The sequence below is a fragment of the Candidatus Eisenbacteria bacterium genome (assembly GCA_030017955.1).
Classification (GTDB): Bacteria; Eisenbacteria; RBG-16-71-46; order JASEGR01; family JASEGR01; genus JASEGR01.
Map to the genome: position 1 here is coordinate 1 of JASEGR010000034.1, position 14636 is coordinate 14636.

Annotated in this window: 15 protein-coding genes and 1 CRISPR repeat array; of the genes, 9 read left to right on the plus strand and 6 right to left on the minus strand. The window is 51.9% G+C overall.

Going from position 1 to position 14636, the window contains the following annotated elements; genetic code table 11:
- The first annotated feature begins 78 nt into the window (after positions 1–78).
- From QME66_07085 to QME66_07100, 4 genes are all read left to right on the plus strand, one after another.
- Positions 79–1317, plus strand: coding sequence for an amidohydrolase (locus tag QME66_07085; GenBank protein MDI6808729.1), 1239 nt, complete (start codon positions 79–81; stop codon positions 1315–1317).
- A gap of 16 nt (positions 1318–1333) precedes the next feature.
- Positions 1334–2602 carry an amidohydrolase family protein gene (locus tag QME66_07090; protein MDI6808730.1) on the plus strand — a complete coding sequence of 423 codons (1269 nt, stop codon included), beginning with the start codon at positions 1334–1336 and terminating at the stop codon, positions 2600–2602.
- Positions 2603–2624: 22 nt separating this feature from the next.
- Positions 2625–3680 (plus strand): tetratricopeptide repeat protein, encoded by a 1056-nt coding sequence (locus QME66_07095; protein MDI6808731.1) that lies wholly within the window; start codon positions 2625–2627, stop codon positions 3678–3680.
- A gap of 79 nt (positions 3681–3759) precedes the next feature.
- Complete coding sequence (locus QME66_07100) at positions 3760–4299, plus strand: CvpA family protein (GenBank protein MDI6808732.1); 540 nt, start codon at positions 3760–3762, stop codon at positions 4297–4299.
- Positions 4300–4369: 70 nt separating this feature from the next.
- Here QME66_07100 and QME66_07105 read toward each other — a convergent pair whose 3' ends face one another.
- Entirely contained in the window at positions 4370–5701 is a 1332-nt protein-coding gene (locus tag QME66_07105) for a DUF1598 domain-containing protein (protein ID MDI6808733.1), read from the minus strand.
- Between the two features lie 289 nt (positions 5702–5990).
- On the opposite strand from QME66_07105, the gene QME66_07110 reads away from it, so the two are divergent.
- The 4 genes from QME66_07110 to QME66_07125 all read left to right on the plus strand — a co-directional run bounded on the left by QME66_07110 (position 5991) and on the right by QME66_07125 (position 9329).
- On the plus strand, positions 5991–6614 hold the full coding sequence (locus QME66_07110; protein ID MDI6808734.1) for a hypothetical protein: 624 nt from the start codon (positions 5991–5993) through the stop codon (positions 6612–6614).
- A 31-nt stretch (positions 6615–6645) separates the two neighbouring features.
- On the plus strand, positions 6646–7545 hold the full coding sequence (locus QME66_07115; protein ID MDI6808735.1) for a translation initiation factor eIF-2B: 900 nt from the start codon (positions 6646–6648) through the stop codon (positions 7543–7545).
- A 10-nt stretch (positions 7546–7555) separates the two neighbouring features.
- Positions 7556–8128 carry a molybdopterin-guanine dinucleotide biosynthesis protein B gene (gene mobB, locus QME66_07120; protein ID MDI6808736.1) on the plus strand — a complete coding sequence of 191 codons (573 nt, stop codon included), beginning with the start codon at positions 7556–7558 and terminating at the stop codon, positions 8126–8128.
- Positions 8129–8189: 61 nt separating this feature from the next.
- On the plus strand, positions 8190–9329 hold the full coding sequence (locus QME66_07125) for a hypothetical protein (GenBank protein ID MDI6808737.1): 1140 nt from the start codon (positions 8190–8192) through the stop codon (positions 9327–9329).
- A 90-nt stretch (positions 9330–9419) separates the two neighbouring features.
- On the opposite strand, the gene QME66_07130 is transcribed toward QME66_07125, so the two are convergent.
- The 3 genes from QME66_07130 to thiD all read right to left on the minus strand — a co-directional run bounded on the left by QME66_07130 (position 9420) and on the right by thiD (position 11244).
- The gene (locus tag QME66_07130; GenBank protein ID MDI6808738.1) at positions 9420–9608 is read right to left on the minus strand and encodes a 4Fe-4S binding protein; all 189 of its coding nucleotides are present in this window, start codon (positions 9606–9608) and stop codon (positions 9420–9422) included.
- 209 nt (positions 9609–9817) lie between these two features.
- On the minus strand, positions 9818–10213 hold the full coding sequence (locus tag QME66_07135; GenBank protein ID MDI6808739.1) for a hypothetical protein: 396 nt from the start codon (positions 10211–10213) through the stop codon (positions 9818–9820).
- Between the two features lie 245 nt (positions 10214–10458).
- Complete coding sequence (gene thiD / locus QME66_07140; GenBank protein ID MDI6808740.1) at positions 10459–11244, minus strand: bifunctional hydroxymethylpyrimidine kinase/phosphomethylpyrimidine kinase; 786 nt, start codon at positions 11242–11244, stop codon at positions 10459–10461.
- Positions 11245–11395: 151 nt separating this feature from the next.
- On the opposite strand from thiD, the gene QME66_07145 reads away from it, so the two are divergent.
- On the plus strand, positions 11396–12586 hold the full coding sequence (locus tag QME66_07145) for an iron-containing alcohol dehydrogenase (GenBank protein MDI6808741.1): 1191 nt from the start codon (positions 11396–11398) through the stop codon (positions 12584–12586).
- A gap of 256 nt (positions 12587–12842) precedes the next feature.
- Positions 12843–13082: direct repeats of the CRISPR family, unit length 32 nt; unit sequence GTTTCAATCCACGCTCCCGCGCGGGGAGCGAC.
- Between the two features lie 174 nt (positions 13083–13256).
- Here the strand turns inward: QME66_07145 and cas2 are convergent.
- Both cas2 and cas1c read right to left on the minus strand, forming a co-directional pair.
- The gene (gene cas2 / locus QME66_07150; GenBank protein MDI6808742.1) at positions 13257–13547 is read right to left on the minus strand and encodes a CRISPR-associated endonuclease Cas2; all 291 of its coding nucleotides are present in this window, start codon (positions 13545–13547) and stop codon (positions 13257–13259) included.
- Between the two features lie 10 nt (positions 13548–13557).
- Positions 13558–14589 (minus strand): type I-C CRISPR-associated endonuclease Cas1c, encoded by a 1032-nt coding sequence (gene cas1c / locus QME66_07155; protein ID MDI6808743.1) that lies wholly within the window; start codon positions 14587–14589, stop codon positions 13558–13560.
- Positions 14590–14636 lie beyond the last annotated feature (47 nt).

Below are 14636 nucleotides of genomic sequence, written 5' to 3' on the forward strand. Positions count from 1 at the left end.
GGCAGTCATGCGACTCAAAGGACCCCCTCACCCACCTCTCCCCCCTTGGGGAGAGGAGTAAAAGGAGGTTTTGACAAGATGATCTTCATTCGAATTGTCTTTCTGCTCATATTCTTTGTGGCTTCCTCAGTCTTCGCACAGGAGAGACCGATCGCAGTGAAGGGAGCCACAATCTACACGGTGACAAAGGGTATCATCGTGAATGGCACGATAATCTTTCAAAACGGGAAGATAAAAGATATCGGGAACGACCTCAAGCTGTCAAAAGATGTTGAGGTTGTTGACGGAACAGGAAGAGTGGTGATCCCCGGACTGGTCGAAACGCATTCACACCTGGGCCTTTACAGTTATCCTGAAATCGAGGCAAACAGCGAGGGGAACGAAGCGACCGACCCGATAACTCCGCAGCTCAGGGTGATTGACGCATTCAATTCTAAAGATCCCGCCATCAAGCTTGCGCTCTCCGGCGGTGTTACAACCGTATTCTGTGTTCCCGGAAGCGCGAACGTTATCGGCGGGCAGGGAGCTGCGTTCAAGCTTTGGGGGAAAACAGCAGAAGAAATGCTCATCCCGAACAGTTCCGCCATGAAGATGGCCTTCGGTGAAAACCCGAAGAGGGTCTACGGTCACCGGAATCAGCAGCCCGAATCAAGGATGGGTGTTGCGGCGACTCTGCGCGAAGCATTCACCAAAGCGAACAACTACACGAGAAAGTGGGAAACCTGGGTAAAAAGTGACAAAAGTGAAGCTCCGCCGGACAAGGACCTTGCGCTCGAAGCTCTTGTCAAGGTCCTGCGTAGAGAAATTCCGGTCCAGGTGCATTGCCACAGGGCAGATGACATAATGACTATCTTCCGGCTCTCTGATGAGTTCAAGTTTGACCTGCAGATGCTGATACACTGCACCGAAGGATACAACGTTGCCGACGAAATAGCCAAGCGGAAGGTTCCTGTCACGGTCTTTGCTACTCTTGGCGGAGGCGGCAAGCAGGAGAATCAGGACATGGTACTGGAGAACGCCGCATTTCTCTACAAGGCAGGGGTGAAAGTTGCAATACATAACGACCATCCTGCTATCGAGGACAGATATCTTCTTTACTCAGCGGCAATCGCGGAAAAATATGGACTGCCAGCCCAGGAAGCTCTTAAAGCAATCACGATAAACGCCGCCGAGATCCTGAGGCTGGACAAGCAGATCGGAAGTCTGGAAAAAGGGAAAGATGCAGATGTCGTAGTTCTTAGCGGCGACCCCTTCGATATTCAAAGCCGCGTGGAAAGAGTTTATGTCAACGGAAACCTTGCTTATGAGGCTGACTAAAGGAGGAATCTATCTTATGTCCAGAAAGTCCGGATTCAGTTTTGTCTTTCTCATCCTTGCTTTCTCTCTCATACTCTCTGTCTTCTCATCGGGGTCCGCGTTCCCGGCTTCGCTGGTGATAAAAGCAGGGACTGTCATGACAATGACCAATGGCGCGATCTCCAGGGCCGCTGTAATCATAAAGGACGGCAAGATTGTCTCCACTGCGAGCTGGGACTCGGTCAAGGCACCTCCTGATGCGAAGGTGTTCGAGTTTCCGGACGGGACGCTTATGCCCGGCATGATTGATGCGCACTGCTACATCGGACTCGTCGGCCTTTCGACGGTGCCCTCAATCGTCGACCTTGATGAGTCAACCGATCCGATCACCCCGTCTCTCAGAGCCGAGGATGGGATAAATCCCGCTGACAAGTCTTTCGAAGACGCAAGGAAGGGGGGCGTGACCTCGGCCTTCATTTGTCCAGGCGACGACAATGTCGTGGGCGGGCAAGGCGCTTTTCTCAAACTCAATGGAAACATTGTTGACAAGATGCTTGTCAAATCTTCTTGTGGAATGCAGGCATCAATCGGTGAGCGGCCGAAAGGAATCTATTCCAAGAAAGGGAGAAAACCTTCGACCAGAATGGGGGAAGCATCAGTCCTGAGAGATGCACTGCTCAGGGCGCAGGCCTACGTGGCAAGAATGAAGAACTTCCAGGAGAAGAAACTGGACAGAGAATTCAGGGACTCGGAAAAAGATATGGAGATGGAGTCTCTTCGTGGAGTTCTATCGGGCGAGATGCCTCTGGTCGTTGACTGCCACAGGGCAAGTGATATCGCCACGGCCATGAGACTTGCATCCGAGCTTAATCTCAAGCTCATCCTCAGCCGCGCTACTGAGGCACATCTCATAGCTGACGAAATCGCCGCCAGGAAAATACCCGTGATCGTTGGCCCGGTGAGAACAGCGCCTTCAAGCATGGAGAAACTCAACGCTTCATTGAAGAACGCGGCTATCTTGAATCAGAAAGGTGTCAAGATTGCTTTTCAGACCGGATCGAGTCATTCGGTTGAATCGCTTCCAATCGAAGCGGCATTTGCGGTCGCCAACGGACTTGACCGGAATGCTGCCCTTCGCGCACTTACGATTGATGCCGCCGAAATTCTGGGCGTTCAAAGCAGGGTGGGAAGCATTGAGCCGGGTAAAGATGCAGACCTCGTCGTGTTTGACGGTGACCCGCTTGCTCTAAAGACCAGAGCAAAACTGGTCATCATCGGCGGGGAGATAGCCTATTCAGAAAAGTGAAAGCCAAAGGAGGGTCCAAAACATGCTGAGTTATGTGTTCTGGCGGCGAGCAGCAGTCCTCTTGTCTCTGCTATTCGTTTTCTCTGTTCTTCTCTTCGCTCCTGCCGCCGCTCAAGATTTGAAAAAGGCAAGGGCACTGGCAGCTGAGAAGAAATACGACCAAAGCATATCTGAATATCTTCTACTCCTTAAGAAAGAGCCAAGAAATGCCAAGCTGCTGAAGGAGGCGGCGCTCGTCTACAGGGCGAACAAAATGCCTAACGAAGCAGCCAATCTCCTGGCCGAGGCAGTGAAGTCGGAGCCCCGGAATCCGGAACTTGTTCTCGAACTCGGAAAGACTTTTGCTGAAACGGGAAAGGTTGACGATGCCGTGAGGAGTTTCCGGAAGGCAATCCAGCTCGACAGTCTTGCCACGACTCCACGTGAAGAACTGGGCAAACTGTACGAGGAAACAAATCGGTACGAAGACGCAGTCGATGCTTACAAAGGGGTGATCAAACTCGACTCGCGCAGGTTTGATATCTACAAGAAGATCGGAGACATATTGAGGATGAAGCTCGGAAGAGAGTTTGATGCGGTTGGATACTACAAGATAGTCCTCGCGGCAGCACCAAATTCAAAGGAGGCGAGAGAGATAAAGGAAAGTATGGGAAAGAAAGAAGAAGAGGTGGTGCTTGTGGAAACGCTCAAACCCCGCCCAATTCTGGATATCAACAGGGCGTTCAGCGACTCCTACGATCAATACAAACCGAGCGAGAAAGCAGTTTCGTTCCTCAGTGCGGTGAAAACTCCGACCGTGATCGAGGCATATCTCGGAACATGGTGCCCGGACAGTGAGAAACATGTTCCGAAGCTGATCAAACTCCTTGAAAAAGTCTCGAATCCTCTCATCAACGCCAGGTATATCGGCGTCGATAGGAAGATGACGACCCCTTCGGGAAAAGAGAAAGGGAAAGACATAAAGAGAGTCCCGACGTTCATAGTCTATCAGGGAAACAGAGAGGTTGGGAGGATAGTCGAGACACCCAAGACAACCATCGAGGATGATCTCGTTGAGATTTTTCGCCAGGCGAAGTAGCGCGCGGACCGTCTCAAGGCTTTCTTGGCGAAGTCCGTGATTCTATTCCGGCTTTCAAACTGCATTGGGTGAGTATCTGATGCAATTCAATATTCTTGACTGGGTTCTTCTTATCTACATTGGCTTCAGTGCAATAAGGGGGCTCGTTCGCGGCTTCCTTGTCGAGATTGGCGGAATCGTGGCCGCCTTGATAGCTATTTTTTTCTCTCCGAGGGCATATTCCCTGGTGGAACCATTTGTTCCAAGAAGAATTCCTGGGAATTGGGGCGAGGTTATTGCGTTCTTTGTGATTTTCATCGTAAGCCTCGTGATTGTTGGAAGATTCTTGAAACTTCTCACCAAGGGGATCCCGGCTGTTCCTCTTGGATGTCTCAATACCCTTGCCGGCGGGGTTCTTGGCTTCGCAAGATCTGTTTTCATCTCCGGTATCATCCTCGCTGTTCTTCTGAAATTCCCGGTCGCCAACACTCAGAAGTTGATCTCAGATTCAAAGCTTTCATCAAGGATTCTCACAAGCTCAAAGGCCGTCTATCCATTCCTCCCCAAAAGTTTCCGCACTCAGCTTGAACAACCAGAACGCAGTCTGAGCATACCCAGGAAGGGCATAACAAAGGACTGACATCCATCGGGCCGGCACGCGTTGGGAGGCGTCAGCATGCGGGACGGATTCTCATCCGATCCCGATGTGTTCACTCGAGGGTTCTGAGCTTCCGGACCGCAGGGAAGTCCCAGGAAACTGCGTCGGAGGTTCGTCTGGCACTTAGCACGTTCTTTCGGATTTCAAGAAGTCTTCCCGTTTTGTCCCAGACGATATCTTTGCCCTGGATCTTCGCATCGATGGATACTCCCCCGCAGGTCGGCAGCCACACATAGTGTGTGATGTATCCATCCTTGGTCCAGGTTGTATCACTGAACTCCTTCATGTTCTGAATGCCCGGAAGAGTCTCGTCGACCTGAGCGCCGCTTACAGGATAGTTGTTCATCAGATAGTCGAGATTCATTCCCGACTCTGTAATCGCATCTTTCTCCTTCATGATTTTCGTGAGAGCCACAAATCGGAACAGCCCTTCGAGTTCAGCGTAGATCGGCTTCATTCCAGCAATCGCCGCATATTGTTCCGAGAAGTTCTTGGCAAACTTTCCGGCCAGCGGATTTGGTTTTCCGGTCCCCGCCACTTCTCCCCTTTCGGTAAGAAACTCTTCTTCACTGAGGAGTCCTACTTCAAACTTGTTGATGTATGTCACCCCCTTGTCCTGTGTGAAGCTGCTCTCGCCGGGATAGAACCAGAACCTGTTGAGGAACGATAGCGGGACCGACATCGGCCTGCTATTCCTGCTGTCTTCGCGAAGAACATTCAGGGTCATGCCGGAGAGGCTCTCGAATCCGGGGATTCCAAGGTCAACGGAACCATCCACAAGTCTCTTCATGTAGTAGTCTGCTTCTACCATGACCTTGGCGAACCTGGTGTCATGGGGAATACCCAGGACCCTTACTTGCTGCGGCTGGCGGCATATCCCCTGCCACTCTTTGAAGTTCTCCCTCACCGAAGCAAGATCCGGACTGCTCCCTATCTTGCCGGCCATTTGCTGGAGCTCGTTCAGCACTCTCGGGTCTGGGTCTATCGAGCAGCCGGGCGCCGAATAGTAACGGGTGTTGCCCTGTTTCGTAGCATAGAGAAACCACGTATTTCTGAGAGCGACCACGAAGTCTTCGAGATAAAGCGGAGGAGACGTCCGGTCAGTTTGTCCAATCAGGATGATATCCTTGTTGGTTCCATCTAACACGTATCCCAGGATTTTCTTGATACCGCACAACTGAAGATATTCATCCGGGCACGTTCTCTTTGTCGCACAAGCCTCAACCTTATCCTGCAGAGTCTTCAGAGAGACAGCACGGCCTACCGAACCTGATAGCTCCTCTCTGGTCGCCACGGGCTTATCAACAGCGCAGAAGCCGGTTGCAATCAGGCAAAGAAGAACAAAGGTACATATTCCCGTGGTTACGAGCAGCTTTTTCATCATCTCACGAGGAGTACATCAAAGCACTGCCATCATTGTCAAGGTTCTCCACATCCGCCAATCCGGAGCTACAGCCGGCATCGGCTCCTCCACGCGGCCCTCAGAGGTTACGCCAGATACATTTCGAATACTTTTTATTTTTGAGGCAACGAACCCATTTCGAGTACTTTTATTATGAGTCAATCCGGTTGCTTGACACGAGTCTCCACGATGTCTAGAATACCTTTTTGTTGTCGCTACCATCACTCTAGGGAACCCTGAGCTCCCTGACTGGTTTCACGGAGATCAAACCATGAAGAAACTGCTCTCTGTCTGTGCCTTTCTTGTTGCTTTTTCGGTTCTTCCTTGTGTCTCGTACGGGGCTCCTGCGCCGGCTCCTCCAGTGAGTCCTTTTGAACAGCTTGGCCTCGACAGTACGGCACTTTCGTGGATGGTCCCTGCCGAGTCGATCTGGGTGTACGCCGGGGTTCAGGAATCTCTTTCGATCGTCTTGGTCACCTCTGACGAGGACGCTTCTTACCAGAGGACTCGGCTCAAGCCCCTGATTCCTCCTCGAAATGCAGGACTTGCAGGCGTTGCTTCCCTCCTCGTGCCTGGCCTGGGCCATGCCTACAACACCGATATTGGAACATCGGACGGATTCTTCATGGCTGCGCTCAGCTCAGTAACTGTGATCGCTTTTTCCAGTTATCTTGGAGATCCTGTGACCTCGATTGGTAGGATGATTGGTCTTTCCGGCTATATCCTCTGTCAGCTGAGCAGCGCCTATGATGCGACATCTCTTGCCGGGCGAATAAACGATAATCTGGAAGGTAAGAAGACGGCGCCGACTCATTCGGGAGAATCATCAAGGGCCAGCCCTGCTTCCCATGCTCAGAAAGCACCGGGGGAGACCCAAGACAACTTGAAGAGGTAGTGTCCCTCTCCCCAGCAACGAGCCAATCTAAGTGAACCGGCCTGGAAAAGATCGAATCTCCGGGGCATCAGAGATTACGCTTGACTCCATCCGGTTCTTTGCCGACCTGATCAAGAACTCCAAGGCCGACACCTGTGAAGCCCTGTCGAAAGAGCTTATTCACTCTGCCAGAGAGCTGGCAGCACGAGAGCCTTCCTTCGCGTCACTCCTCAATCTCGCAAGCATGGTTGTCCACAAGAGTGCCCTCTTGACAAGAGAGAGTGCCTCACTGGATGAAGCAAGGATTCATCTCCTGGCTTTCCTTGATGACAATACAAAGACGGCTGAACTGAGTGCACGAAAGATAACCGCGCTGGCCAGTGATCTTATCTCGGATGGAATGGTGATCTCAACCTTTTCAAGGAGTTCCCTTGTCGAGAGGAGCCTTATCAAAGCAAGAGAGGAGGGGAAGAGGGTGCGTGTCGTTCTCTCCGAGGGAAGACCGGTGTTTGAGGGGATACTTCTGGCGAAAAAGCTCTCAAACTCGGGAATCGATACCATTCTCGTTACGGATTCGGTTCTCCCAGTCTTTCTATCGCGCTCGGATATTCTCCTCATCGGGTGTGATGCTGTGACGGAGAGGAGTTTCATAAACAAAGCCGGCACCTACCCGATTTGCCTGGTTGCCAGAGAACATAATGTGCCGGTCTATTGCCTTTGCGAGACAAGCAAGTTCATCTCAGCAAGGACTCCTCTTCTCAGAATCGAAGAAAGAGATCCGGGTGAGATTGTGAATTTCGCACTCCCGAACGTGAGCGTTAAGAACATCTGCTTCGAAGAAATACCTCTCAAGCTTGTCAAGGCTTTCCTGACGGAATCAGGTTATCTCTCGCCCGATGAAGCATCCTTCCTGGCTGAGGCGGTTGAGCTTGCGGAAGAGCTCGAATCATGATTCGGTTGAAATGAAATCCCCGGGCAGCCACAACAAAAACACTGGCCGGAGGAAGCGGAAGACTGGAGGATCGACCCCTCCGGTTATACTGGTCTGTGGTCCAAGCGGGTCGGGCAAGACATCCCTGATAGAGAAGGTCGTCCGCAACCTGACAAAGAGAGGATACAGGGTCGGCACGGTGAAGCATACGGCTCATGGATACCACCTGGACAAGAAGGGGAAGGATAGCTGGAGGCACAGCCGGGCAGGAGCCGAGAAAGTTGTCCTTACCGGACCGAGATCCCACGTTCTCATGGTCCGCGGCACATCAAGACAGCTTGACAAACTAGCCGCCAGGTATCTCAATGATCTCGACATCGTGATTGCAGAGGGGTACAGAAAGGAGAAAACACCGCGCATCACTTTTTCTGGCCCTTCATCGAAAATACATTTCCGGTATCGTTGCGGCGTGAAGTGGAGCTCCAAGAAGTTTGAAAGACACGAGATCAAGCTTTTGTCGGATTTTGTTGAAGCACAGTTTTTGAAGACCCCCTCACCCTTCCCTCTCCCTTCCGGGGAGAGGATCAAGGTGAGGGGAGGGTGAGGGGGATCCGAAACTATCGTATTCGCACAGTTTCACCCATAACAAGATTGGGGGTGCTTGTATGAGCAGAAGTCTGGTTTTCAGTGTCCTGCTGGCTATTGCCTGTCTTGCTTCCGCTTCGGCTGCCCACGCCGGGGTCACCGCAGGTGGTCAGCTCTTCACCAACTTCCGGTTGGACTTGACCGATTTGGGATATGGCAAGTCCTATGGTGAGTTTGACGTTCAAAGAGCGTACTTCGATTTTGGCTCCAAAATCACCCCAAACGTAAAACTCAGGGCCACAACCGATGTCTATTCGAAAACCAGTGCCGACCAGGTTAGCTTCAAAGTGCAGCGCCCCGGCTACAGTGACACGACCATTGCCCTGACCATCCCTCGTTACTACGAAGGTTGGGGAGTAAGGATGAAGTTCGCCTATCTTGACATCACAAATATCCTTCCCAACACCACAATCCGTTTTGGCATGCAGCCTGAGGCCTTGACGGGAAAGTCAGAAGCATTTTGGGGTTACAGATTTGTCGAAAGAGTTCAAATTGATTTGGATGGCGGGCTGTCCCCTGCGGACCTGGGAGTTTCTCTCTTGAGGGATCTGCCCCGGGGATTTGGCAGCGTCCAGATTCAGGCTCAAAACGGACCGTCATACGCTAGGCGGGAAGATAACAAGTACAAGGACATTTCGGCGCTTGTCCAGCTTTTGCCCGCAAACAAGAACCCAATGTGGAAATTCTTCACGGTACAGGGATACTTGAGGAAGGGGTATTCGAGGGCTTCGGGAAAGGATTACCGAAGGGACGTATGGAACGTTGGAGCAGGCTACCTGCGCCCGTCTTTCAATCTCGGCTTTGAATTGAACAATACATCAAACGAGAGCTCAACCGGCGATGTCAGCGCCAGAGGATACTCACTCTGCTTCTCATTCTCTCCGGGCTGCGGAGGACAGACGAAGGACTGCACGTTTTTCACTCGCTTTGATTCGTGGGATCCCAACATGGGTAAGAACGGCGGAGACAATGCCAGGACGAGAATGTTCCTGGGTGTTTCGCGGCAGATGGCAAAGAACGTGAGATGCGCGTTTGACTATCAGGGAGTGAGCATTTCCCAAAAGAACAGGAGCGTGACTGAGCCATTTCTCAAGGATTCGCATGGAATCGCCCTTGAGAAGACCCACCAAGTCTTCACTCATTTCGAGGTCAAGTTCTAGCGTAGTTCGGGGACACCCACGGTTATGGGTGTCCCCGATTAAAAAAACCCCCTCCCCTGTTCGGGGAGAGGGAGCTCGTGCTGCGGGACCTTATTCCTTCTTTATTATGCAATCCACGGGGCAAATCTCAACACATTGAGCGTTGCCGCCCGTATCTGCGCATTCATTGCACTTCTCAGGGTCAATCACATAAGGATTTCCTTCAGCGATTGCCTGGGTTGGACAGTCAGGCTTGCATGCATCACACGCGATACACTCCTCAAGAATCACCATTGCCATCTTCTCTTCCCTCCGTTTGACTCCCCCACTCATCCCCAAGGTTCAAACACGTATCGTAGGCCCATGGGATCTGATGTCGTGGCAGGCGCTGGTCCCTTCCCGGATCAAACCGGGCAGTAATCCACACCGTAGCTTCCCAAAAACTCAACGAATATTACAGGGGAAAACTTCCGAAATCAAGACCTTTTCTCAGAGATTTCCCAAAAAGCCTACCACTCCGGATAGTCGTCCGCGTCGGTCAAAGGTGGCAGATCCTCAGTAATGTCCGGCTCCATCAGTGACGGTGGAGGTGTCTCCTCCGTCAAGACTCCAGGAGCCACCTCTCTCTTCACGGACGCTTTCCTCGCAACCGGTTTTGCCATCCTCTTCTTTGTCTTCTTGGCCGGCCTTTTCTTTGCGACTTTCTTCTTCGCAGCCTTCTTCCTGGGAGCTCTCTTCCTCACAACCTTCTTGCGCGCAACTTTCCTCCTGGCAGCTTTTCTTTTGGGAGCTCTCTTTCTCGCCGGCTTCCTCCGGCTCACTTTCTTTCTCCTGATCTTCTTCACGATTTTCTTCTTACCCGCAGCTTTCCTCCGCGGCTTCCTTCCGGCTTTTTTCCTTGCCACTCCGTTCACTCTCCTTTCCCGATCAGAGTCAAACTCAAAAACGGTGGAGATGTTCTACTTGAGCCCCGCACATCCCGGAAATCCGTACCGTGCGTCAGTATTCTCAAAAGCATTTCCTTTGTCAAGAGCAGGGAAACAGCTGCTTCGGGCCGCATCAGGACACCCTTTGATCTGGGGCGGAAAGGCAATTCTGCTGCGAAAGGGAGAATTGGGCTTCTCGATCGCGTCTGGGCGACAACCACCCGCTATCTTTGATGCCCAATGGGGTGCGCTGGAAGCCTGGCCCCTGTTCCCGACTCGAAACTCCCGATGATGGTCCTGAGGGCAAACTTCTTTGCCTTCTTGACCGAGGATAGAGTGTCATCACCCGAGGCGAGGAACGAGGCCGCCGCGGCAGAAAAAACGCACCCGGTCCCATGAACATTCTTCACCGGCACTCTCTTCCCGGTCAGCGGAACAACCATTCTTCCATCAAAGAAGATGTCAACTGCATCATCCTCGAGATGACCGCCTTTTACAACCACCGCCTTCGCTCCAAGATCAAAGATTGCCTTAGCAGCGTCCGCCATCTGTCTCCTGTCAGAGACTTCTCTTCCGGAAAGGATTGCCGCTTCATGGAGATTTGGACTCACGAGAGATGAGATCGGGACAAGAAGTTTCTTGAGAGGGTAGAGGGCTTTCTCATCGAGAAGCCTTGCTCCCGTCCCGGAAAATATCACCGGATCTATGACAAGCGGGAAAGCCGGGTCCCCATGAAGAAGCTCGGCGATTTCTTCAATGATTTCGGCGGTTCCCAGCATGCCGGTCTTCGCGGCACTCAAACTGAAACCGCTGATGACTGACTGGAACTGAGAGCGGATAACCTTCCTGCCTACCGGAACAAAGTCCATGAAACTGGACGCATTCTGGGAGGTTATTGCTGTGATGACAGAGACTCCGTAGGTGCCAAGAGACTGGAATGTTTTGATATCAGACTGAATTCCAGCCCCACTGCTGGGATCCGAGCCGCCAATTGTGAGCACAATGTTCATGCGATGTTCCCTCGCGAGTATGCTAATCCTTCGTTCTTTCGCACGCAAGGAAAACAGTAGAAGCGATGACGGGCCGGATTGGACAAAAGGCTCCCTCAGGCCTGGCCGATTTCGATTGAAACAGGGGCATGGTTGAGGCAAAATGATCGGCATGGATAACTTTGAATTCTATCTGCCAACAAGAATAATCTTTGGTGCCGGCGAGATCGGGAGAATCGGGGAAGAGGCAAGAACGCTTGGCAAGAAGGCAATAGTTGTCACCGGCAGGAAGAGCACCAAGGAAACGGGCCTCCTCAAGAAAGTGCTTTCGTTGTTGAAGAAGGAAGGCGTTGAGGCAATCGTTTTCGACAAAATCGAACCTAATCCAAGGACGTCAACGGTAAATGAGGCGGGGATTCTTGCTCACGAGAAGAAAGTGGAAATGGTGATTGGCCTCGGGGGCGGAAGTCCGATGGACGCGGCAAAAGCCATTGCTGTTGCCGCTCTCGACCCGGGAGACATCTGGAGGTACATAAGGACAGGAAAAGAGAAACCGTACATAAGGCCCGAGAAAGCACTTCCAATCATCCTGGTCCCCACACTTGCCGCGACCGGGAGCGAGGCAGACTCAGGCGGCGTGATCACTAACTGGGAGACAAAGGAGAAGGCAATAATCGGAGGCGAATGCCTTTTTCCAAGAATCTCGATAGTTGATCCGGAGCTCACGTTTACCGTCAACGAGGAGTACGCCAGGGACGGCGGGATCGACATCATCGTTCACGTTCTCGAATCCTATTTGAATGGAACGGCTGAGGCCCCCTTTCAGGACAGAGTAACTGAAGGTCTCATTCTCACAGTAATGGAGAACCTCCCGCTGTGCGTAACGAATCCGAAGAATCTGGATGCGAGAGCAAACTTGTCCTGGTGCTCCGCAATCGCGCTTTGCGGATTCCCAAGCGCCGGCAGAGAAGGCGCATTCCCAGTGCACTGCATTCAACATTCATTAAGCGCACACTACGACATAAGCCACGGCGCCGGCCTCGGGATTATTCTTCCGAATTGGATGGAGTACTGTTGCCGGGCAAGACCCAGGAAATTTGCCCAGCTCGGCAGGAGAGTCTTTGGAATCGGTTCAGCCAAGAAGAAAGACCTTGATATTGCTCTTGAGACCGTCAAGGCCGTGAGAAAATGGATAAAGCAAAACGGCTCTGCATGGAGGCTTAAGGATATTGGAATAGACAGCTCGAAATTCACCAGGATGGCAGAAGATGCAGTGAGGATTTACGGCCGGGATGGATTCCTCGGGGGAGCGAAGCGACTTTCAGTGAAGGACATTGTCAGCATATATGAGATGTCGCTGTGAATGAAAGAGCCCCAAGACAGGAATATGCCCTGGGGCTCCATGCTGGCGGCAGGAAACTACTTCTTCGCAACCTTCTTCATTGGCTTTCCGCAGCAATTCTTCTTTGTGACTGACTTTGCACCACAACTGCCGCATTTATAGTTCGCTTTAGTGGTCTTGCTTCCGCACGGCATTTTCTTCACCTCCTCTCAAACGACTTCCTCAGAGTCACTTTTCTTCCAGCACAATCCTGACATAACCCTACCACCGGCGATTCGTTTCAATCCACGCCCCCGCGTGAGGAGCGACATCACATTATCACGCACTCAACGGGTGTCAAGGGTTTCAATCCACGCTCCCGCGCGGGGAGCGACCAAGAGCATGAAGGTACGATCTCTGTGGTCTGATGTTTCAATCCACGCTCCCGCGCGGGGAGCGACCATGAGCTCAAGGGTCGTATGCCACCTGCTGTCGAGTTTCAATCCACGCTCCCGCGCGGGGAGCGACTATCACCTTGTAACTTCATGGAACTAAAGAGGCAAACCGCGACTTTCAGCGAATAACCCCTTTTTCACTGCATGAATCTTAACGTCGCCGCCCAACATTTTGCCTATGCTCATGTTTACCAAGCTGTTCTACAGCCTGCGAACCTTCCGGGGAATTCACTGCAGCTACAGGTTCGCAATCACGCCTAAACAACCAACGGGCCCTCCTGATCAAACGACTTCTTGGCCCCCACATGTTCAATCCGCCGCTTCCAGTTAGAGCCGAGATAGTAAAATCTCAGGCTGTCTTTCTCATCATCAATCTCCTTGACCAACCTCTGCCGCAAAACAGTCCATTGCGCTGGGTCAACAATGAACTCAAAGATCGAGTACTGGACCCTCTGTCCGTAATCCTGACACGCCTTTGCAACCCTGCGCAGCCTGCGCCGCCCAGCAGCTCCTTCCGTTGACACATCATAACTGACGATCACAAACATTCGGCTTCCCTCACTTCCATATGAACGGTGGGTAAGCGTCCATGTCGCCTCGCAGATGCCGTGCGAACAACAAGGCTTGGGTGTGGAAAAGTAGCCCGATTGTCACTTTTTCTTTGAGAAATGGGTGGATTATCTCGTCTTGTTTCCGTTTTTGATAAGTAACGAGGACGGCCTTTCTGGTCTCATCGTCCATCCAAACAGCTCCGGACTCTTTTTTGTCGAAACCCTTCCCTTGCACCTGGCCAAGATTGATCAGTGAAAGTGCCACGCGATCAGCAAAAACCGGACGAAATTCCTCCATCAAATCCAGAGCAAGTCCATATCTTCCAGGACGATCCCTGTGCAAATAGCCCACGGCCGGATCAAGTCCAACTGTCTCAAGAGCTGAGCGGGTGTCGTGCATTACGATCGTGTAGAGGAATGACAACAAACAATTCACTTTGTCCAAGGGAGGACGCCGATTGCGAACAGAAAATTTGAAATCATCTTTCTGCGCAGTAATCAGATGATCGAAGACATTGAAATAGATATTCGCAGACTCCCCTTCTATCCCGCGAATGACCTCGATGTCGGACTCAGAATGAAGTTTGGTCAAAGCACCGCTAAGTCTATTGACTGCCAGGGAGACAGCTTCGAAATCTATTTTCTCCGCATGATCCCTCAATGCGCGCGAAAGTACCGCTCGGCAATTTGCGATCTTTCCGGTCAATACAGCTTTAGCAATCTCCACCGAAGACTTCGCATCATCCGCCTGGCGATATTGCTCGCGCCTCAACAAGACGTTGCCGGAAACCGGACCTTGAACCTTTGCGAGGAAATTCCCTGTCTCCGTTAGAAAGCTGATTGAAACTCCATGCTCTGCACAAAAGCCCATCAGAAAAGGACTACAGCTCACTTGCCCGAAGCAGACAATTCCACCAAGCGTGTGGACGGGCGTACGCAAACGGATGTCGTCCTCTACCTTGACGGCCACCGTTTCTCCGTCCTTTGAGAGGTAGGCTCCCTGTGTCGTGACGAATAATGTGTTCAAGTGCCTTTTTATTTTGTGTCCCCAGTCGTGTTTCCGACTTATTTCAATGCAGGATCCGG

Coding starts and splice junctions, on each gene's coding strand:
- QME66_07085 (MDI6808729.1), top strand. CDS start 79: ATGATCTTCATTCGAATTGTCTTTCTGCTCATATTCTTTGTGGCTTCC.
- QME66_07090 (MDI6808730.1), top strand. CDS start 1,334: ATGTCCAGAAAGTCCGGATTCAGTTTTGTCTTTCTCATCCTTGCTTTC.
- QME66_07095 (MDI6808731.1), top strand. CDS start 2,625: ATGCTGAGTTATGTGTTCTGGCGGCGAGCAGCAGTCCTCTTGTCTCTG.
- QME66_07100 (MDI6808732.1), top strand. CDS start 3,760: ATGCAATTCAATATTCTTGACTGGGTTCTTCTTATCTACATTGGCTTC.
- QME66_07105 (MDI6808733.1), bottom strand. CDS start 5,701: ATGATGAAAAAGCTGCTCGTAACCACGGGAATATGTACCTTTGTTCTT.
- QME66_07110 (MDI6808734.1), top strand. CDS start 5,991: ATGAAGAAACTGCTCTCTGTCTGTGCCTTTCTTGTTGCTTTTTCGGTT.
- mobB (MDI6808736.1), top strand. CDS start 7,556: ATGAAATCCCCGGGCAGCCACAACAAAAACACTGGCCGGAGGAAGCGG.
- QME66_07125 (MDI6808737.1), top strand. CDS start 8,190: ATGAGCAGAAGTCTGGTTTTCAGTGTCCTGCTGGCTATTGCCTGTCTT.
- QME66_07130 (MDI6808738.1), bottom strand. CDS start 9,608: ATGGCAATGGTGATTCTTGAGGAGTGTATCGCGTGTGATGCATGCAAG.
- thiD (MDI6808740.1), bottom strand. CDS start 11,244: ATGAACATTGTGCTCACAATTGGCGGCTCGGATCCCAGCAGTGGGGCT.
- QME66_07145 (MDI6808741.1), top strand. CDS start 11,396: ATGGATAACTTTGAATTCTATCTGCCAACAAGAATAATCTTTGGTGCC.
- cas2 (MDI6808742.1), bottom strand. CDS start 13,547: ATGTTTGTGATCGTCAGTTATGATGTGTCAACGGAAGGAGCTGCTGGG.